The following is a 20486-nucleotide window of genomic DNA, read 5'->3' as shown; positions in this document are numbered from 1 at the left end:
CACCTTATTGAAACCGTTCGGAATAAGGCAGCGTGAATGTACAAGGATTTGTATTGCCACTCGTGCACAGCACCGATTTCAGCACCATCGGCTGCAAGGTGATGCTCGTCGTGTACGAATAGTACTTTGGTGACACGGTATTGCTTGACGAACACACCGTACCGCTGTCGCCACAAACAAGTTGAAAATTGGAGATCGGATAATTGGCATCCGCCTTCGCGAGTGCGGCCGTTGTCCAGGTCGACGCGCTCGTGACGTCTGGTGGCGGGGAATACTGAATGGATTGCCCGAACCCGCGCAAGGCCTGGAACGCGGAGATGAACTGAAAGCCCATTATACCAAGGTCGGCGAGCGGCAAGAGCACGATCATGAACAAGAAGAGGTAGACAAAGGGCATCTCGAACGCGACCGCGCCGCGCTGATCCGCGATGAAGCGTTTGCGGCTCACAACCCTGTCCCTATTGGGCAAAGAATGCAGCACGTCAGCACCTTCGAACGATCGTCAAACCCACGGCAATGCGGCCATCACGGCCGCTCACCAGACAAACGGAACCAGTCTCCAGCGCGTCGCTTCGTAACTGGCGTACTCGGGAAGCGTGCGCCGAAGCAGGTCTTCCTCGTAAAGAATTCTCGATACCTGGATGCCGATATGCAGGATCAGCAAAGCCACCGTCAGCGGGCTCAGATATTGCAGCACGACGCCAAGTATCGCGATTTCCTCTGCCAGATAGAGCGGATGCTTGATCCATCGATACGGACCGGTTTGCACCACTGCATGCGCCTGCGGCACGATGCTGAACGACCGCCCCAGATGCCGGATCGTGACGAGCATCATGATCATGCCCACCAGCACGCAGACGGTCGACGCCACGTTCGGCAACGCTCCCTCCGTCTTGCCGAGGAAGGTGATCGTCCATGGCATATAGGTGCCGACGAATGCAGCTATTCTCGGCATCAGACCATCGACGGATGCCTTCGCGGCCGGACGCGTGAAAACCAGCACTGACAGAAGCACGTAAAAGGTTGCGAGGCAGAGGCTGGATAGAAACGACGCCAGAGATTCAACGGACGAAGTTCCAAGCTTGAGCGCGACGCAAAGCGCCAGCAGCATGAACCAGGCGCTGCCCAGGAATCGGAGCGTCCTATCGTAAGCCAGGTTTGTCGACAGGGTCACGGCACTCATGACTTACTTACCGATGTTGTTGAACGCACCCATGAGGTGCAGGAACGAGCTTCCACCCAGGATGACGAACATGGCGGGGAGCAAGAACAGCACCATCGGAACGGTCAGCTTGGCGCCAAGCTTGTGTGCTCGTTCTTCCAGCTTGGTAATTCGCTCACGACGAAGATCGACCGCGATACTGCGCAACGCTTGGCTCAACGGTGTTCCGTACTGCAGGCTCTGGCTGACCATGGTGCCGAAGCGGCGCAGACCCTCCGACGTCGACGCGAGCTTCTCGAATGCATCCGCGCGGTTCGGCAACATCCGGAGATCATCGAGAAGACCGCGCAACACCTGCGCCATGGCCGGATTGGTCTCCTTCATCTCTTCGGCCACGCGTTCGAGGCCGCTCTCTAGGCCCATTCCCGCTTCGCTGCACACAACCAGCAGATCAATTGTATCCGGCGTACCGAGCCTGATGGCCTTATCGAACCTCCGCTTTACCATCAGCAGGATCAAGCGCGGCCCCATGATTCCGATCACCAGGCCCACCAGCGTGAAGATCAGAACGTCGCTCAGCGGCCTTTCAAGAAGCTGCGCAACGATGAAGGCCGCGATCGGGAACAGAAACGTGCTGACGACCTTTACGCCGATCCAGATCGGCAACATTCGATGATGGTTGAAGCCTGATGATTGAAGAATGGTTCGGAGCTGGTCGAGGTTTTCATCAGCATAGAAGCGTCGATATCGCGCGCCGACCGACGAGAACCATCCAAGCAGATCCTTCGACGAACTCGACCGGTCGGGAATGCCCAGAACTGCATTCGATACACGGGTATTCAAGGCCCGGAGATGCATTTCGCGGATGATCAGCACGCAAGTTGCCGCCGCGACTGCAACGGCAACAGTAGCCAAGCCGAGACTACCGGTCATAGCGTCGTTTCCCTTCTGATCATCCAGCGAATGACGAAGTGCCCGGCCACCACCGAACCTATGGCATAAGCCAGAAGCTTGTTTCCGGTCGGGTCGGTGAACAGCAGATCGACCGATCGCGGATTAATCGCGTAGAGCAGCCCTCCAACGATGAGCGGCGCAAGCGAAAGCGCGCGCGAGGAAAAGATCACCTCTCCCGCCAGTGCCTTCGCCCGCGCAGCGAGCGCGACCCGCTGGCTCACGGTCTCACCCAACGTATGCAAGGTCTCGGCCAGACTTCCGCCCGACTTCAACTGAACCGCGAGCGTCACCGCAAACATCGCATACTCCGATACTTGCGTGCGCCGATAGACGGCCTCGACGGCTTCCTCTGGGGGCCTTCCGAGACTCAACTCGCTGCAGACGATGGCGAACTGCCCGGATGTCGGCTGCGGCATTTCGCGAGCGATCGTGCGAAAGGCTTCGTTGACGGGGAGCCCCGATCGGACGGTGCTTGTCACCAACTGGATCGCATCAGGAAGTTGGCGGAAGAGTTGATTGGCAAAACGCCGTTCCTGCCATTTGAACAGGCCCCGCACCACCAGGAAGCCGACGACGGCGGCCGCGACCGACACCTCGAGCACCGGGAAATGCAACAAATTGTTGGCATAGAAGATGGCTCCCGCTGCAAAGACGCCGGCCAGGAGCACATAGCCGGGATGAAAGGTATAAGTGACGTCGGGATTGTAATTCGTGAAGCGATGGATTGACTGCCAGCGGGCCGCCGTTTCGGCACGGCGAATGGACGGCAGGCTCGCCGCCTGAGCGGCCGGTAGAGCTATCTCGAGCTGACGGTCGACACGCCGTTGTCGTGCATCGAGCCACAGCGAGGTCAGCGCCGCACACATCAGCAGCATCAGGACGATGAGGATGACTGATGTCGGTATCATATCTGCCTCATGGCCTCCGCCCAGGCTCGATCAAGCCCGTAATAGACAAGCCGACTCTTGAATTTCGGGACGGCGTTGGTGGATCTGTAGGTCCCCGAGATCCGCCCGTGAACGTCCTCCTCCTTGTATTCGAAGACAGCGATATCATTGGTGGTGATCACCTCGCCCTCCAGCCCGATCACCTCGCTGACCTGGACGATGCGGCGCTGTCCGTCCCGCATGCGCTCGACCTGGACGATGATGTCGAGCGCGGCGACGATCTGGGCGCGGATTGCGCGCGACGGCAGATTGACCTGCCCCATCTGCACCATGTTCTCGATGCGGGTCAGGGCGTCGCGGGTGCTGTTGGCGTGCACCGTGGAAATCGAGCCGTCATGGCCGGTGTTCATCGCCTGCAGCATGTCGAAGGCTTCAGCGCCGCGCACCTCGCCGACAACGATCCGATCGGGACGCATGCGCAAGGCATTCCACAGGAGATCACGTTGCGTCACCTGCCCCGTGCCCTCGAGACTCGGCGGGCGCGTCTCCAGGCTGATCACATGCGGTTGCTGCAGCTGCAGCTCGGCTGCGTCCTCGATCGTGACAACGCGTTCGCTATGGTCGATGAACTGGCTCATGGCGTTCAATAGCGTCGTCTTGCCGGAGCCGGTGCCGCCGGAAACGAGGACGTTGAGCCGGCAGCGCGACGCAATCTCCAGCAACTGGCCGATGCCCACACTCATCGAGCCGTTCTCGATCATTCCGGCGATGTTCAGGCGGCGGTTCGGGAACTTTCGAATCGATATGCACGGGCTGTGGATCGACAGCGGCGGAAGGATGATATTGACACGACTGCCGTCCGGCAGGCGGCAATCCACCATCGGGCTGGACTCGTCGACACGCCGGCCGACCTGCGCGGCGATTTTCTGCGCGACCGATGCGATATGATCATTGTCGCGAAAGCGGACGGCGACCCGCTCCAGCTTGCCGCCTCGCTCGACGTAGATGTTGGCCGGACCGTTGATCATGATATCGTTGATCGTCTCATCCAGCAGGAGCGGACGCAGCGGCCCGTAGCCAGTCATGTCGTCCGCGATCTCGTCTGCCAGTTGAATCTGTTCGCGCCCGGAAAGCTCGAGCCGTTCCTGATTGGCGATGCCGTGGATGATTTCCTCGATCTGCCGCCGAAGAACGTCGCGCGAGACCGTCGCGGCCGCCGAGGGATCGATCTGCTCCATCACACGTTCGCGCAGCGACGCCGGCATCACCGGATGATGGCTCGATCGTTCTTCGCGCCTCGGCAGCGGTGGAGGCGCGCTGGGCATCGACGACACTAGGCTCGGCGCAGACGGCGCCGCGCTTGGCGCCGTCTGCGCCATGCTTGCCTCCGCCGCGGGCGAGCTCGGCATCAGTGCAGGCAAACGCGTTGGCGTCTCGTCTGCGCGCCTCCCGAACTTCTTCATAGCCCAAGCCACCTCCTCCACCGCCCCTTGGCCTGAGCGCCGACGCCGGTGATCTCGCGTACGATCGGAGCCAGATGACGTCGCAAGCCGGAGACATGCTTCAGCGCAGGAATTCCGAGATTGACCGCCTGGGTCATTCCCTTGCCGAGATCCGGGATCACCATGTCCGGTTCTGTGCCCAGGGCCTTGATGATCGTATCCCTGGGAAGGCCGCCGGCGCGGTCGGCCCGGTTCAGCAACGTAAACACGCGATCCTTGCCGGCGATGTTGGTGACGGCGTTGCGCAACGCGTGGGCATTGCGGAGCCCGGTCACCTCGGCTTCCAGCAGCACCAGGACATGACGCGATAGCTGGATCACCGGATGGATCGATGGCGGAAACGGGACCGGAACGTCGACAACGATGTAGTTGAAGCGCTGGCGGAGCAGCCCGAGCACGTGCCGCACGCCCGCCTCAGTGATGTCGAGCTGCGCATCCAGCTCTTCATCGCCTGAGATCAGGCAGACCCGTTCGTTGACCTCGATCGCCGCGCGCTCGAGGAACAGCGTGTCCGCCCGCATCGGATTCTCCAGGGCGATCCGCAGCCCGGGCCCGGGTCGCAGGCCCAGCATGACGGCGGTCTCGCCGCCCTGGAGATGAAGATCGAGCAGCGCGACCTTGGCCTTGGTGGTCTCGGCCAACTGCATTGCGAGATTGATCGCGATACTTGTCGCGCCGGCGCCGCCCTGGGCACCGCAGATCGAGACCACGTGTCCGCCGCGATCGTTCTGAACGGGCGCGACGTCGCCGAGCAGCTTCGGGCGCAGCTGGTCCAGCACCATGTCCCGGGTGATCGGACGCGGAAGGTACTCGGTCAGGCCGATTTCCATCAGCTCGCGGTAGAACGTGATCTCCCTGTTCTCACCGATCAGGGCCACCCGAACATCGGGCGGACAGACGCTCGCCAATCTTTCCAGCTCAGCGAACGGATCGTCGATTCCGCTGATATCAGTCACCAATGCGGACAGCTCAGTGTCGGTCTCGAGCATCCGTGTCGCATGACGGATCGTGCCACGTCTGATCGAGATGTTGCTTCCCTCCAGCCCCTTGCGCAGAGCCGCAGCACTCAACTCATCATTGACGAAACAAACGATTCGATTGCGCGCGAGAACAGACGTCGATTCTTCGGGCGGGCTCGTCATTGCCATGTTCACACTCATCAGCGTTTCTCCGGCAATCTGCTCGCGTCACGCATCGCGGTCGTGGTCTGCTGGCTGACATCCGACGACCCGTCGCACCCGACCCGTACGTCGCCGTCATCCGAATCGTCCCTCCTCACGGAATACTGCTTCATCCCGCCACTGTTGTAGATCGCGATCGTGGTGCTCTGCCCGGCAATTGCACTCTGGCGAGCGAGCTCCGGAGAGACATCGCAGCTCGAAATGTCGCCAGTATCCGGCTTGCTCCACTGATCGGCCGCCGCCCGCACCACCAGTGAAAGCGTTCCAAGCTGCTTCGCGACCGTGATCTTCTTGACCTGATCGGGCGCGAGCTCCAGCGACACGGTTTGCGCCGACTTGGCTGCCACGGCGTTGTTCACGGTATTGCCGAGGGGGCGTCCACCCTGCGCAATCTCCTGGTCGATTGCGATGACGCGCACGTTGGACAGAACGGTTTCGCTGACAGCCCGACGCACCGGATCCGCCTTCTCGAAAACCTGGGTCAATACCACGTCCACATTGTCGCCCGGCCGGATCAGACCCGAGACCCCCGTCTCCTCGTCGACCTTGATGCTGATGGCGCGGCTATCTGGTGCCAGGACGCTGGCGAGGAAACCCCGATCGCGCGGCCGCAGGATGTCCTGCAGCGTGATAGGGCTGCCGGCGTCGACGAATTTGCGCACCAGAGAGCCCGGAAGCCCAATCTTGGTTTCGGGCGTGTCAAGGATCGCACCGGCTGGAGCACCTTCCGGTGGCGCCTGACGCACCGTGAAATCTTCTTCGCGTGTCAGCGTGCCTTTCGGCAAGGGACGCGCGGCAACGAAATAGCCGACGGTAACTGGAGCGGCTGCCGGCGCCTTCTGCACGATCGCCACCGGAGCTTCCGGCCGGTTCATGTTGTAGGCGATGAGCCCGAGCGCAGTCGTTGCGAGCAACAGCACCATGATGATCGAGAGGCGCAATGTGGATGACATGTCAAAATCCTTTGCTCAAAATGCTCCAAATACCTCCACACGCGATGGCGACCCCGTAAGGGAGCGGAGCGTGTCGCAAATGACGCCAGCGCTCGATCGCGTAGACGCGGCGCGCCAGCGACGATCCGACAGGCGCCAGCCTGGGCTGCGGCAGGGCCCGCATCATCAGATGCACCATGCCGAGGGCTCCGCCCGCGAGCGCGGTCAAAGTCAGCAGTTCGATCAAGCCGGAGAGCGGCAGGCCGATTGCCAGGGCGACCAGCAACTTGACATCGCCGCCGCCGATCAATCCGCGCTGGTAGATCACAAAGAGCACCAGCAACAGGATCGCCGCAACGATCAGCGATTGGACAAGCTGCATCGGACTGGCCAACTGACTAACGATCCCTAGGAGCGCCAGCGCCAGACAGATTTCATTTCTGATCAATCGCGTCGCGATATCGATCGTTGCGACATACAACAACAATGCGATTTCCAGACACGAGGTCGTGGAAGCAATCCAAGTCGTGGAAGCAATCCAACTCATGAAATAAATGCCTCAGAAGCGGTGGGGGGCAAAGATGATGCCCCCCTCCGAAGCGCCATCTTCTGGACTTAAGCAGAGACGGCGGTGGTGACCGCGGTGCTAATAGTGGTGATCGCGGTGCTCAACGCGAGGCCAATACCGGAAGTCGCAGAGGTGCCGAACGCGGCGGCCACTGCGGCCACGATACAAGCGGCGACGATCACGTATTCAAACGACACAACGCCGTCCTGGTCCGCGCGCAGACGCTTCAACGCCTCGGTCATTAGAATGTAGGACCGCAACATAGCAGAAAGCCTCCCTTCAAAATCGCGAATATCGAATCCTGTTGGCCGATAAATAGCCAACGGCATTCAACGTCGAGATTTAGGCAGCGACAGCCTTGGTGACGGCGGCGGTGATGGTAGTGATCGCATTGCTCAGCGCCAGGCCGATGCCGGAAGTAGCGCTGGTGCCAAACGCGGCGGCCACTGCGGCGACGATGCAAGCGGCGACGATCACGTACTCGAACGACACAACGCCGTCCTGGTCCGCGCGCAGACGCTTAAAGGCTTCCGTGGTCTTGATGTAATACTTGATCATAGGACAAAATCCCTTTTACGATTAATTTACGTACAAAGTTGGCAAGCAAAATCATTGCCAACTAAGTTTTGCTTATAATATCTCATGGGAAAGCTGTCATCTGGTAATCCTTTGTTAACCCTACCGCGGCAGCTGCTGCAGCGTCCGTTGAGCACTGCGCCGTACCCGAGTGACGATTGGAATCCCCTGAGATAATTGAGAATTTCGAACGGCCCTCACCTTTTGAAGCGGTTGCTCCGTGTGAATACGGAACGGCTCAGTCGGGATGAGCAAGTGCCGGTCGCGGATGAGGTACCCTTCTTGACCTTGGACCGGATGGCCCCTCGACCAGCATCGGGGAGCGTTGCCGAGCAGCCCTATTTTGGACATGCGCCTCGGGCGCGCCCGTGTACGCGACAGCAACCGTGACTGTATTCTGACCAAGTGCCGCGAACGATCTCCGAAAGGTTTTCACTCCCTCACAACGTTCAGCGTGCCGACGTCAGTGGGCCGAGGCTTGGTCTCCCCTTGCTGGACCCAACCGAAAATCAGGATGGCCAGTGGGACGAGGACTGCTCCGCCAATGATGTCTACAAGGTAGTGTCCGCCAAATGCGGGCGTCGAAGCGATCATCAAGGCGTTGAATCCGAGCGATGCGGGAAACAGGAAACGAATTCCACGGGCGGCAAAAATAAGGATGAGCGCAAGTGCCGTGTGGAAGGAAGGAAACTGAACAATGCCGGTCATTTTGTCCATGACGATTTCCCGCATGGTCCCGTCGCGCAGTGCAAAAAAGTCAGGCAAGTAGTAAGCGCTCGTGAGGTGCGCTACCCCGTAATAGGCCCAGGCCCCCTCAGCGGGAATGAGCCAGGCGAACGGGATGATGATCAACAACGTCAGCACGAACAGCCATACAAATTCGGCGATGCGCTCAAGCATTCCGAACACGTTCAGCAGGATAAGGAGAATGATGATCTGAATTGTCCCGGTCTCATACGCAAGGTTGAACACCCACTTGACGTCAGGATGACCTTGAATCCAGTTGAATTGCGCAAGCCAATCAAATCCGATCGAGACGTCCGCTGCTGAAAGATATCGGTCAACGAGTGGAAAACTGGATCTGGCGGCGAGATAGGTCAGAACGCCGTAAACCGCTGTAAACGCCACCAGCTGTGCCGCAGCGCCGGCAAGAACCGCGATCCTGGGCTTCTGCCTTATTGCAACGTAGACGTAATTTATCAGAAGCAGCACGGCCAGGCCGAGCAGGGTCTTCAGATCTGGCACGATCCTTATGTCGATCCACCAGACCCACAACGCATCTACGCATCCGATCAGGACGATGATCGCCCAAATTGCGTAGCGGTAGATCGGCTCCACTACTCCAGCACGATATTCCATCTGCGCATCTGCCTCTCGGGCCACGAGAATGGGCCTCCGCGCGTTAATCGCGCGAGTTCGGCACGAATAGTATTCGATCCACAAACTGCTTCAAAGGGCGGCCACAACCATTGGTAAACCGCCCAACCCACACCCAATGCAGCGAAGCTAACGGAGGTCGAATTGGGGCGGGGTACCCCGGAATTTCAGGCGGCCCCGCGCGTTCAGGCGTGCTATCTCCACGCTAATGCCAGACCCGCAATAGTACGGGAATCGCGAGCGACAAGGTCGTCTTGCCGTGACGTGTTTGGAGCAACGCAGCCGACGCCTCCCGCGCTAGTTGAGAAGGTCTCATCTTGCGTCCGTTGATCCAGGCTCACTCTTTCCGATGATGTTCGGGCGCCTCGATAAGGGTGTGGTTATGATGGTCAACGATGGTCGGGGCTGACAGTCCACGCCAGAACATCGCATTCGCCGAGGACGAACACCGCTCACTCCGTCGAGGAGTAAGGCCCAGGCGGCATTTAGCCTGGAGCTGACTGCTAATTCCTAAGATGGATTGTCGGCCGTTACGTCGGCCACGCCCAACCCGATCTTGATCAAGTCCTCCTCGGCCAACGTTCGACTCGAGCATACCAGTTGATTGCAGACGGTTCCTGAGTGATCCTAGGAAACCGGCGCCGTCGGATCGGCGGTCACGAAATGACCCTGGCATCGGCCCAGTTGAAGTTTCTTCCCAGTCAATTTTCTAGGACCAATTCATTCTATCGGAACGTCCGCCTCGCGATCCGCAAAGGATCCAAAAGCCAAACGCGCAGCGAATGGTGCGGCGTCATGGGGACTGAGATGACCGATCGCATTGCACTCTTCATTGATGGTGCGAGCCTTCACAATACAGTCAGAAGCCTCGGCTTCGAAGTTGATTTCCGGCGATTGCTCACGGAGTTTGGCAAGCACGGACAGATCGTCCGTGCATACTTCTACACGGTGATGAGAGACGACGAGTTCAGCAGCATCAAGCCGTTGGTTGATTGGCTGGACTACAACGGGTATGCGGTCAGGACGAAGCCCGCCAAGGAACACGACGACGGCGAAGGACGTCGACGAATGAGGCGCAACATCGGTGTCGAATTGGCCGTCGACGCATTGGAGATCGCGCGCCGCATCGACCAGGCGTTCTTGTTCTCGGGCGATGGTGATTTGCGCGTCATCGTCGAGGCTATTCGCCGAATGGGGGTTCGCGTCACCATCGTCTCCAGTATTCGGACCAAATCTCCGATGATCGCTGACGAACTTCGACGGGAGGCTGATGTCTTTCTCGAACTCGAGACCCTGAGGGCGTCGATCGAGCGTCCACCGCACCCGATCGCACCGGAGTGACATCAGCGGTGCAACCCGACCTCACCAAACGGGACCGCAGCGCGAGCGGACTGGCGGCCTACTCCGCGCCGTCGAATGCAGCTGCCTGGGGACTGCCAATGCGAAGGCCGATCGGCTCCTTATTGTTGTTGCTGGCGATGACAACGGCATCGATTGCGCAAACCAGGAGGTTTGAGTGCGACGCGCCGCGAGGCAAGCGAATAGAGCTCGGCCCCTCCGGCAACGCAAATGACACACAGTGGATCGACGACGACCTGGATGCTGTCCGACCAACCGTCGTAGTCGATGGCGAAACCTTCTCGGTGACGTGGGGCACGTCTGTTGCGCCGGAGCGCAAGGGAGCCAAGCTCACGACCTATGTCTTTGCAGCCGCCCATCGCAATGTCGGGTCGATCTTTGCGACCCGCGTCGACGACACGACAGTCGAGATCTTCCGGTTCTATTTCGACAGCAAGGCTCTCTACAAGCCGCCGAGCCGTCTCGGAGCCCCCTCGCCGGATGGTAAGGTATCGCCTCCCTTCGTCGCCTCCTACTTCGCGACTTGTCGCGAGCAATAAACGTGCGGCGAACCGGCCGTCATTAGGATGGACTTAACCGACCTTCCCGATTTGGACGCACTGCCCAAGGCACCCCGACATCCGAGTTGCCCTGCAACAGCGGCACAAGCTATTGACCTGCATTGACAATACAGAGCACCTCTGCCCGCTGACCGGCAACAAACCAGACTCACTTAGAGCGGCTGTGTGACCGAAATGTCATAGGTGATGGAACCTCAATTTGTTACGGTTTCGGTAGATTCTAGGTAATTTTTTTTCGAGTGGGGGCGCAGAATTATGAAACCGGCGTATCTCGTCATTGCGGGTCTCTGTCTGGCGGCAACCCCAGCGTGTGCCGAAGTATTTTCTATTAGCGATGCATTGCGTCAGGCCATGCAGACCAATCCCGGCGTTGGCGAAGCGTCAGCGAACCGGCGCGCGACAGAAAGTGAACTGAGGCAAACGCAAAGCACGCTGCTGCCGCAGGTCCGCATCGATGCGAGCTACGGGCCGGAAAAGTTCGATCAACCGCCAGGCGTGATCAGCACGAACTTGACGGTCCCAACCGCCGGTTCGGGACCGTGGCGCAATGGCAGCCAGGAATCGGTCGTGGTGCGGCAGCTGCTCTGGGACGGCTTCTCGTCGATCCACGAGGTCTGGCGTCAGACGGCGCGCGTGAATGCTGCCGCCTCCCGCGTCAAGGAGCGCACCGAACTCTTGGCGCTCGACGGAGCCGAAGCTTACGTGGACGTCGTGCGCTATCTGCGCCTCGTCAGCCTCGCGCAGCAGAACGTCGCCAACCACGAGAAGATCTTTGCGAACGTGAATTCCCGCTTCTCGGGCGGCCGCGCCGGTGAAGGCGACCTGGAGCAAGCGCGAGAGCGCGTTGAGAGTGCTCGCGCAGCACTTGCGGAATTTCAGCGCAGCCTCGACGACGCCAGGGCGAAGTATCGCAAGGTGATTGGCCTGGAGCCGACCAATCTTCGCTTCCCGGCACCGCTCGCGGGTTTGCCGCACAGCCGCGACGAAGCCTTGGCGACGACCCTGCGGTTCAATTCAACAATCGCAGCGGCTCAATCCGACGCCGACGCCGCCAAGCAGGATTTCCGGGCGACCGACGGCTTGTTCGGCCCGAAGTTCTATCTTGAAGGCCGCGCGACGCACTACGACAACTCGTTCCCCTACGTCACGAGCCCCGGGCTCCCCGCGGTGACCCATGAGGACTACAGCGGCAAGGTCGTGATGTCGTGGGACATCTTCCGGGGCGGCCAGGACGCCTGGAATCGCTCGGAGAAGGCCGAGCGCTACACCGAGGCAACCATGAAGCACGCCCGGCTGCAGCGCGACGCTTATGAATCGATCGACAAGGCTTGGAACGCCCGTACTATTACGGCCACGCGCATTGCGGCCCTGTCGCGCCAGCTGGATGCAGACCGGAAGACCATCGCGGCCTTCCAGAAGGAATACGAGCTCGGTCAACGTTCCCTGATCGATCTGTTGAACGCGCAGAACCAGTTCTTTAACGCATCGGTCTCACTCACCTCTGCGCGCGGCGTCGTTGTTTTCGCCGACTACCAGCTGCTGGCAGCGATGGGAACGTTGATCCAGTATTTGAAGGCCCCGCCGCCGGTCGATGCCGCTCCGGTGGACGTGCTTCAGTACGGCGGCCTGCCCCGCTACACGCTGCCCACCCTTCGCGTGGACCTGCCACAGACGGGCTCGGAACCGCTGCATGTCGCGACGCCGGCCCCTGTCGCTTCGGCGCGCCGCGCCGCAGGCTACGCGGCAGCTCAGCCGAATGATGCCGGTTTCGCGGACCGTTGGGCTGGTTCGACGACAAATGCGGCTGTGCCTGGTGCTTCCGAATGGGTCATGCAGCAGAAGAGCGCTGCCAACGGACCAACCGTCATTTACGCAGAGCCGTCTTCGGGAGGCGCGAATTCCTATGCCTCGACGAGGCCGCAGTGGATGACGTCCGTCTTCCCGATCTCAACGCAGTAAAGCCTGCAATCCAGCCCATAATTTCGGAAAGGCCCCCGTAAAGAGGGGGCCTTTTCACTTTGTTAATTAACTCTTAAAGCAGGATTCCGTGATTTGGCTCGCCTTTTGCGATAATCTGGGTCAACTGATCAAAGCCGATTTTTGAAAACTTCCTGTTTGGCTATCAAAGGGTTTCCAAGTTGTTATTTCGAACTCCGAAGCCGGATGCCGATGCCGGCCAGCCGCCGTCGACAGATGATCCCGATCGGAAGCCCGCCGCGCAAAATCGGCCGCGAGCGTTGGGCGATGATCCCCTTACCGCGTCGCTAACCTATCTTGCTGCTCATCACGGCCGTGCGGTGAGCCGCGAGGCTCTCCTGGGCGGACTTCCGATCACGGATGGACGCTTGTCGGTTTCGCTCTACGACCGCGCGGCCAGGCGTGCCGGTCTCGAGACCGAAGCTGTCAAGCGCGACATTTCGGGCATTCCCGCGCTGGTCTTGCCCGCCGTCCTGATCATGAAGGACGGATCTGCGCTCATCCTCCTGGGTGTGGATGCAGCGAACAAGACGATTAGGATCATCGATCCGGCGACGCCGAACGCCCCGCACATCGCCGACATCGCCTCGATCGCGAGCGATTATACCGGCTACGCATTTCTGGTGCGAAGCGCTGCGCAGGCCGATGCGCGGACCGTCGCAGCGGGCGACGTCCCCAAGAATCATTGGTTCTGGTCGGTGGTGAAGGCGCATTGGCGCAGCTACGGGCACATAGCGATCGCCGCCTTCCTGACCAACATCCTCGCGCTGGCGACGCCGCTGTTTACGATGAGCGTCTATGACCGCGTCATCCCCAACGGAGCAATCCCCTCCCTGATCGCGCTTTCGATCGGAATGGGGCTCGGCATCGTCTTCGATTTCATCTTCCGCATGGTCCGCAGCCGCATGATCGACGTGACCGGCAAGACCATCGATGTCGTGCTGGCCGCCAACATCTTCGAGCATGTGATGGCGGTGAAGATGGCGCAGCGGCCGACCTCCGTCGGCATCATCGCCAATCAGCTTCGCGACTTCGACTCGGTGCGAGAATTCTTCACATCCGGAAGCGTGGTGTCGGCGACCGACCTGCTGTTCGCCATCCTGTTTGTCGGGGTACTGTTCTTGATCGCCGGGCCGCTGGCCTGGATCCCGCTGATCATGCTCCCTCTCGTCATGCTGATCGGATTCCTGCTGCAGCGCCCGCTCGATCGCGCGATGAAGCGGCTGCAAGCCGAATCCGCGGCCCGTCACGGCGTGCTCGTCGAGTCGCTGTCCAGCCTCGAAACCGTCCGTGCGACCGGCGCCGAGGCTCGCATGCAGACCTTGTGGGAGCGCTCGGTCGCGGCGACAGCCCGATCCGGTGAGGACGTTCACTTCTGGTCGTCGATGTCGCTGACGAGCACGAGCACGGCCCAGCAGATCACCAGCCTGCTGCTCGTGATCGTCGGCATTTTCCTGATCCTCGACGGCCAGCTCAGTGTCGGCGCGCTGGTCGCCGCAAACATGCTCGCCGGCCGCGTTCTGGCGCCTATCGCCGGGATCGCATCCGTGATCACCAAGGGCACGCAGACGCTGACGTCGCTCAAGGCGATCGACCGCATCATGTCGATCGAGCGGGAACGATCGCCGACCCGCTCCTATGTCGCGAGACGGATCAACGACGGCAAGATCGCCTTCGAGAACGTCTCGTTCGCCTATCCCAACGCGCCGGGCAATGCGCTCGAGAAGGTCAGCTTCAAGGTCGAGAGCGGAGAAAGGGTCGGCGTCATCGGCCGGGTCGGATCGGGCAAGACCACGGTCGGACGGCTGTTGCTGGGCTTCTACGAGCCGAAGGAAGGACGTATCATGGTCGATGGCGTGGACTCGCGCCAATACGATCCTTCGGACCTGCGCACCGGCATCGGCTTTGCGATGCAGGATACGGACCTGTTCTTCGGCAAGCTGCGGGACAACATTGCGCTCGGCAAGCCGGAAGCGACCGATGAGGAAATCCTGCTGGCCGCGCGGCTCTCGGGCGTCGAGAGCTTCATCGCCGGCCACCCGATGGGCTACGACATGCCCATCTCGGAAGGCGGCCGCAGCCTGTCGGGCGGCCAGAAGCAGGCCATCGGGCTCGCGCGAGTCTTGATCCGCAAGCCTCGCGTGCTGTTTCTCGACGAGCCGACCGCGCACTTCGATATCCGCAGCGAGCAGGAATTCCTTGAACGCCTCAAGGGACTCCGCGACGACCGTATGACCATCATCATCTCGACCCATCGTCTGTCATTGCTGAACATGGTCGATCGCCTGCTGCTGTTCGACAACGGCCGCCTGGTTGCCGACGGCCCGCGCGACAAGGTGCTCGCCCTGCTCCAGGGAAAGCCCGCAGCCACGCCTCCGTCGCCTGAGAATACGATCCAGCCGAAATCTGCATAACGAGCGAATATTATGGCGTCTTCCGATTTTGCGTTTGCAAACGATATCCGGTCCGCGGCGCTGCTGCGCACGCCCCGCACCTCACGCATGCTGCTGTGGACGTCCTGCGCGTTGCTTGCGACGTTTCTGATCTGGGCGCATTTTGCCGTGCTAGACGAGGTCAAGCGCGGCAGCGGCCGCGTCGTGCCGTCGCGCCAAATGCAGGTGGTGCAATCGCTCGAAGGTGGCATCGTCGGCGACATCCTGGTCCGGGAAGGCGACATCGTTCAGCAGGGCCAGTCGCTGATGCGGATCGACGACACGAAATTCGCCGCCGAGTTCGGCGAAATCCGCGAGCGCCGCGCGGCGATGGCAGCGCGGGTGGCCCGTCTCGAGGCCGAGGCGCGCGGACGAAGCGAGATCACCTTTCCGGATGATCTCGATAAGATGGTCCCTGCCGCCGTTGCGACCGAAGCCAGCGTGTTCAAGATGCGGTCGCAGAAGGTCGCGCAGGACATCGACGTCCTCAATCAGCAGGTCACGCGCCTCACCGGCTCCCTCAAGCTCCTGGAACGCGAGCAGACCCTGACCCGCAAGCTCTATGAGCAGAAGGTCGTGCCCGAAATCGAGATGCTGCGGCTTGACCGCCAGGCAACCGACATGAAGGGCCAGCTGGCGGAAGCGCAGTCGAAGATCGCGAACATCACCACGTCGTTCCGTTCACAGGCCGACGAGGATCTCGCCAAATCGCGCGCCGATCTCGCCGTTCTCGACGAGAACATCAAGTCCGCCGAGGATCGGGTGCGCCGCACCGATCTGAAGGCGCCGGTCCACGGCATCGTCAACAAATTGAACATCAGCACGATCGGCGCCGTCGTGCAGCCAGGTGCCAACCTCATGGATATCGTGCCCCTCGACGACACCCTGCTGGTGGAAGGCCGGATTCGTCCCCAGGACATCGCCTTCATCCGTCCCGACCAGGACGCAGTGGTGAAGATCAGCGCCTATGACTCCTCGGTCTACGGATCGCTGAAGGGCAGGGTCGAACGCATCAGCGCCGACACCATCGTCGACGACAAGGCGGAAAAGACCGAGCGTCCCGAGACCTTCTACCGGGTCATGGTGCGCACCGACAAAAACCATCTCGGAACCGAGCAGCATCCGCTGCCGATCATTCCGGGCATGGTGGCCACGGTCGAGGTCCTGACCGGCGAGAAATCCGTGCTGGACTACATCATCAAGCCCGCCCGCCTGCTGCGCGACGAGGCCCTGCGCGAACGCTGATCGGGACCACGGCCTCCGTGGTCAACCGATCGTTACCACCGATCGTTCAATTTCGAACGAACCGGCAAACCCCGGATTTACCGCCTTTCCGACAATCCCCGGAGCCCGCCCCTCCACTTAACTCTGCTTAAGCGGCGACGGCGCCAGTCTGCGTCCCGATAACAGCGGGGACGCAGATCGACGCACAGACGTTGACGGTCCCCGACATTGGGGACGTCATATGAAGTCGCTGAAGTCTGCTTCGACGGCGGTCATGGCCGTGGCTGCATTTTCAATAAGTCTTTGCTTTGCGCCATTAGCGTTTGCCGCGGACGAGCTCTCTCTCGGCCCCCCCGCCGGCGAGCTCGCGCCGGCGTCGGACGCCGCAGCGAACCGCCCGCCGGCCACCTTCTTCACCATCACTGACGTCCTGGCCAAGCTCGACCGGCAGCGTGGCCGCGGCCCGAACGCCCTTCGCACCGCCTTGCTCACGCCGTCGACTGCGACGGACGCCCTGCCCGCGTCAAAACCGCTTCCGCCTGTTGGCGCCGAGCCGTTCGGCCTGTTCACCTTCCGCGCACCGGAGAACAGCCTGTGGCGCAAATGGCGTGGCCTCGAAGCCGATCTGGCAAAGGAGCGTACCGTCCTCGAGCAGTGCCGGGAGAACGCGACCGGCTGCCCGCCCAATGCCGCGCAGTTCCTCCGCCTGATCGGCGCGGTCAAGGCCAAATCCGGACGCGACCGGCTGGATGAGGCCAACCGCGCCATCAACCAAGCGATCCGCTATGTGAGCGACTTCGCCCAGTTCGGCGAGGCCGACCGCTGGACGGCGCCGCTCGCCACCTTTGCCACCGGCAAGGGCGATTGCGAGGACTACGCGATCGCAAAATACATCGCGCTCAGCGAAGCCGGTTTCGCGCGCGACGACCTGCGCCTGGTACTGGGCCGCGACCGCGCCATCCGCCAGGATCACGCCGTGCTGGCGGCACGCCTGGATGGCCATTGGCTGATCCTGGACAGCCGCCGCTCCGAGCTGATCGACGACGGCGAGCTCGCCAACTTCACGCCGATGTTTGCGATCAACGAGCGCGGCGTGCAGCTGTTCGCGGCGCCCTACGCCAAGCGGCTGCCGTTTGGCGACGAGTTCGACGCCGCGCCGGCGGCCGCCAATGCGGCCGACACCGAATGGACCAGCGTGGATGCCCCAGCCGGCGGCGGCAACATAGGCACGCTGCCGCTATTGATGTGATCTAATGCAAATAAAAGCCCGCCAACGAAGGATCGCCGGCGGGCTTTTTCAATACACAATTTTACCGAATGTGGACGTTCGCAGTTGCCGGAATGCCCGTGCTCAGGTGAGCCAGGTCCACCTTGTCGCTGCCCGTTCCGTTTGCTGAATACCAGAGCTCCTGGGTCGTATTGTTGAAGAAGAACTTGTTGGCGCTGTTGCTTTCGTTCCAAGCGCTCGCGGTATTCTCGGTCCCACCGGTGGTGGCCGAAGAGGTGAACTGACCAGCCGTGATCGACTGCGCAGACCCGATCGTGAGGTTCTGACCGCCGGGGATATCGACGAAGATCTGATCGGCCAGGGCAGAGAAGTCAGTGATGGTGTCGTGCGCTGCTCCGGAGCCCGGCAGCACGAAGATGTCGTTACCGCCCCCTCCCGTCAGTGTTGCCTGACCCAGACCTGCGATCAGAATATTGTTGTTGGCATCGCCGACCAGAACGTCGCCATTGTGCGAGGAGCCGATCAGATTTTCTATACCCGTCAGCGTGTCACCGCTTGCTGATCCGCCATAGGTATGGGTCGCAAGATTAACCTGGACGGAACCTGACGCGTTCGAGAAATCGACCGTGTTGTTGGTTCCGGTCGCCGTGAACGTATCGGCTCCGGTCGCGCTTGCGACGAAGACGGCGTTCGTCCCCGTCAGTTGGTATCCGGAGCCGGTATGACTGCCATCCAGAGTGACCGTGAGGTTGCTTGCGCTCGTCGCCGTGTCGCCGTCACCATCGGTAATGGTGGGAGCGAAGGTCAGAGTTGTATCGGTCACCGTCACCTTCTCGTTATAGCTGATAGATGTGAGGCCAACCGAGGTCCCGGTGTTCACGACGTCCATCTCTGAGAAACCACCATACGTCGCAACAAAGTTATTAAACGCTGCCAAGTTATTGGTGCCAGTGCCAGTCCAGTGGGCCGTGTCGATAATGAACGTCGAGGCATTCCCCGCCAGCGTCTCGGTCAAATAGTGTGTATGCGAGGAATCCCAGATATAAACTTGGAAACTGTCGGTCGAGGCCGGCGAATAGACGCCGAACGATGCGTAAGTTTGTGCTGTGCCGAACTTGAAATCTACAACCTCGCCATTGTCGAAATTGGCATTATTCACCCCGAAGCTGTGATTGTTTGAATTCACATATCCCAGCGTAAATGCACCGGATGCCGCTACGTAATTGGTGCCGCCCTGGATCAGAACGTCGTAGCCGGGCGGCGGGGTGCCACTGCCGATGCTGGAGGTTGTCCCGTTGACTTCAGCCCAGCCGCTATGACCGGCCGAGATGGTCGTCAGATTGGTGGTCACCAAAGTTTGCAACTGGTTCGATGCAAGATGGAAATCGTATGTGCCATCCGCCGCCATCGTAAGTGTGAAGAACTGACTACTTGCCAGTTCCGTCTGCGCGCCGGCCAGCGTCTGATACGCGAACATTTCGGAGCTATGCGTTGTCGCGTCATAATGTGTGTACTCGTAGAATGTGTAGGCCGTCCCGGTGGTCGGGGTCACCGTGACCTGGTTGATTTGTTCGCCGGTTGCGCTGGTTCCTACATTGTTGCTGAACGAGTAAGTCTCGCTACCGGGCGCAGTTCCCAGGCTAATTCCGATTGCTGCTGTTGCGTTGAGACCGTCCGCCCCGAATATGGGCTGCCATGAACCGTGGGCCTCGGTTTGGCTCACGTTCGGCATGACGACATTTTGAACCGAGAGGATCGCAGGCTTGTCGTCGACGACGTTGGCCGTGACGTGGTCCGTCACCGAGCCGCCGTTCAGCGTGTCGGTCGCAACCACGTTCAGCGTGCCGAGATCCGGCGACGCCGAGCCTTCGCCCTGGATCGCCGCAAGCAGCGTCTCCGTCACCGTCACCTGGCCGGTCGTCCCGGCCGCAACCGTCGCGCCCGCCGTGATGTCGAACTTCACCACGTCGACGCCGTTCTGCGTGCCGACGATCTCCTGGCCGTTGGCGCTGGTGGTCCAGACCAGGTTCGGGAAGCCGGCCAGCAGCGTGGTCAGCGCGCCCGCGTTCAGCGTCACATGGAGGTCGTCGGCGCCCGCCGTGAACGACACCTGCGTCGTCGCAACGTCCGGCGTCAGATGCGCGCCCGAGCCGTTCGGCGCCAGCGCACTCTCGTTCACCGACAGCGCGGAGTCGCCGCCCGCCACCGGGCCCTGGCCCGCCGTGATCGTGATCGTCAGCGTCGTGCTCGACGTCGTGCCGTCATCGTCCGTGATCGTGTAGGTGAACACGTCCTGCGAGCCGACCAGCACATTGTGGTTCGGCGTGTAGCTGAAGGTGCCGTCCGCGTTCAGCGTCAGCTTGCCGAACTCGCCGGTCAGCGCCGTCCCGACCGTGCCGGCAAGATTGCCGTTGCTGGTCGCAACCACCGCCGTCACGTTGATCGGCGCATCCGCGCCCGACACGTCGTTCGCCATCACGCTCGACACATTGCCGGTCAGCACCGTCACCGCCGAACCGCCGTCCTGCGCCGTCGCGGTGTCCGCATTGGCGGTCGGATGGTCGTCG

18 protein-coding genes are annotated in these 20486 nt (G+C 61.0%); 6 read left to right on the top strand and 12 right to left on the bottom strand.

Annotated features, from left to right (window positions below; all coding sequences use genetic code 11):
- Positions 1 to 4 precede the first annotated feature (4 nt).
- The 11 genes from AS156_RS17925 to AS156_RS17875 form a co-directional block, all read right to left on the bottom strand.
- A complete protein-coding gene (locus AS156_RS17925) occupies positions 5 to 448 on the bottom strand; it encodes a hypothetical protein (protein ID WP_066506894.1) in 444 nt (147 codons plus the stop codon).
- A gap of 87 nt (positions 449 to 535) precedes the next feature.
- The gene (locus tag AS156_RS17920; protein ID WP_066506888.1) at positions 536 to 1183 is read right to left on the bottom strand and encodes a methyltransferase family protein; all 648 of its coding nucleotides are present in this window, start codon (positions 1181 to 1183) and stop codon (positions 536 to 538) included.
- Between the two features lie 3 nt (positions 1184 to 1186).
- On the bottom strand, positions 1187 to 2095 hold the full coding sequence (locus tag AS156_RS17915; protein WP_066506887.1) for a type II secretion system F family protein: 909 nt from the start codon (positions 2093 to 2095) through the stop codon (positions 1187 to 1189).
- Positions 2092 to 3024 carry a type II secretion system F family protein gene (locus AS156_RS17910; protein ID WP_066506885.1) on the bottom strand — a complete coding sequence of 311 codons (933 nt, stop codon included), beginning with the start codon at positions 3022 to 3024 and terminating at the stop codon, positions 2092 to 2094. The genes AS156_RS17915 and AS156_RS17910 overlap by 4 nt, the downstream gene beginning before the upstream one ends.
- The gene (locus tag AS156_RS17905) at positions 3021 to 4466 is read right to left on the bottom strand and encodes a TadA family conjugal transfer-associated ATPase (protein WP_066506876.1); all 1446 of its coding nucleotides are present in this window, start codon (positions 4464 to 4466) and stop codon (positions 3021 to 3023) included. Before AS156_RS17905 ends, AS156_RS17910 begins: the two co-directional genes overlap by 4 nt.
- Entirely contained in the window at positions 4463 to 5665 is a 1203-nt protein-coding gene (locus AS156_RS17900) for a CpaE/TadZ family protein (RefSeq protein ID WP_245312903.1), read from the bottom strand. The genes AS156_RS17905 and AS156_RS17900 overlap by 4 nt, the downstream gene beginning before the upstream one ends.
- Positions 5665 to 6639 (bottom strand): Flp pilus assembly protein CpaB, encoded by a 975-nt coding sequence (gene cpaB / locus AS156_RS17895; protein WP_066506874.1) that lies wholly within the window; start codon positions 6637 to 6639, stop codon positions 5665 to 5667. The genes AS156_RS17900 and cpaB overlap by 1 nt, the downstream gene beginning before the upstream one ends.
- Position 6640: 1 nt before the next feature.
- Complete coding sequence (locus AS156_RS17890) at positions 6641 to 7165, bottom strand: A24 family peptidase (RefSeq protein WP_066506872.1); 525 nt, start codon at positions 7163 to 7165, stop codon at positions 6641 to 6643.
- Positions 7166 to 7233: 68 nt separating this feature from the next.
- On the bottom strand, positions 7234 to 7515 hold the full coding sequence (locus AS156_RS17885; protein ID WP_347336628.1) for a hypothetical protein: 282 nt from the start codon (positions 7513 to 7515) through the stop codon (positions 7234 to 7236).
- 13 nt (positions 7516 to 7528) lie between these two features.
- Entirely contained in the window at positions 7529 to 7744 is a 216-nt protein-coding gene (locus AS156_RS17880) for a hypothetical protein (RefSeq protein WP_066506866.1), read from the bottom strand.
- Between the two features lie 450 nt (positions 7745 to 8194).
- The gene (locus AS156_RS17875) at positions 8195 to 9121 is read right to left on the bottom strand and encodes a phosphatase PAP2 family protein (RefSeq protein WP_136626282.1); all 927 of its coding nucleotides are present in this window, start codon (positions 9119 to 9121) and stop codon (positions 8195 to 8197) included.
- Between the two features lie 825 nt (positions 9122 to 9946).
- Between AS156_RS17875 and AS156_RS17870 the strand changes: the two genes are divergently transcribed.
- The 6 genes from AS156_RS17870 (at position 9947) to AS156_RS17845 (ending at position 17940) form a co-directional block, all read left to right on the top strand.
- Positions 9947 to 10480, top strand: a complete 534-nt coding sequence (locus AS156_RS17870; RefSeq protein WP_066506936.1) for a LabA-like NYN domain-containing protein — start codon at positions 9947 to 9949, stop codon at positions 10478 to 10480.
- Positions 10481 to 10602: 122 nt separating this feature from the next.
- Positions 10603 to 11037, top strand: coding sequence for a hypothetical protein (locus tag AS156_RS17865; RefSeq protein ID WP_160331104.1), 435 nt, complete (start codon positions 10603 to 10605; stop codon positions 11035 to 11037).
- 276 nt (positions 11038 to 11313) lie between these two features.
- Complete coding sequence (locus tag AS156_RS17860) at positions 11314 to 13017, top strand: TolC family outer membrane protein (protein WP_066506852.1); 1704 nt, start codon at positions 11314 to 11316, stop codon at positions 13015 to 13017.
- A gap of 278 nt (positions 13018 to 13295) precedes the next feature.
- Positions 13296 to 15449, top strand: a complete 2154-nt coding sequence (locus AS156_RS17855; RefSeq protein ID WP_066506851.1) for a type I secretion system permease/ATPase — start codon at positions 13296 to 13298, stop codon at positions 15447 to 15449.
- Between the two features lie 12 nt (positions 15450 to 15461).
- Positions 15462 to 16712: an HlyD family type I secretion periplasmic adaptor subunit gene (locus tag AS156_RS17850; RefSeq protein WP_066506849.1), complete on the top strand. Its 1251-nt coding sequence runs from the start codon at positions 15462 to 15464 to the stop codon at positions 16710 to 16712.
- Positions 16713 to 16932: 220 nt separating this feature from the next.
- Entirely contained in the window at positions 16933 to 17940 is a 1008-nt protein-coding gene (locus tag AS156_RS17845; RefSeq protein WP_066506846.1) for a transglutaminase-like cysteine peptidase, read from the top strand.
- Between the two features lie 61 nt (positions 17941 to 18001).
- Here the strand turns inward: AS156_RS17845 and AS156_RS17840 are convergent.
- The coding region (locus tag AS156_RS17840) for a beta strand repeat-containing protein (RefSeq protein WP_201456055.1) at positions 18002 to 20486 on the bottom strand (2485 nt) is incomplete at its 5' end.

This window comes from Bradyrhizobium macuxiense, assembly GCF_001542415.1.
GTDB classification, from domain to species: Bacteria; Pseudomonadota; Alphaproteobacteria; order Rhizobiales; family Xanthobacteraceae; genus Bradyrhizobium; species Bradyrhizobium macuxiense.
This window is presented reverse-complemented; position numbering and strand designations above follow the sequence as displayed.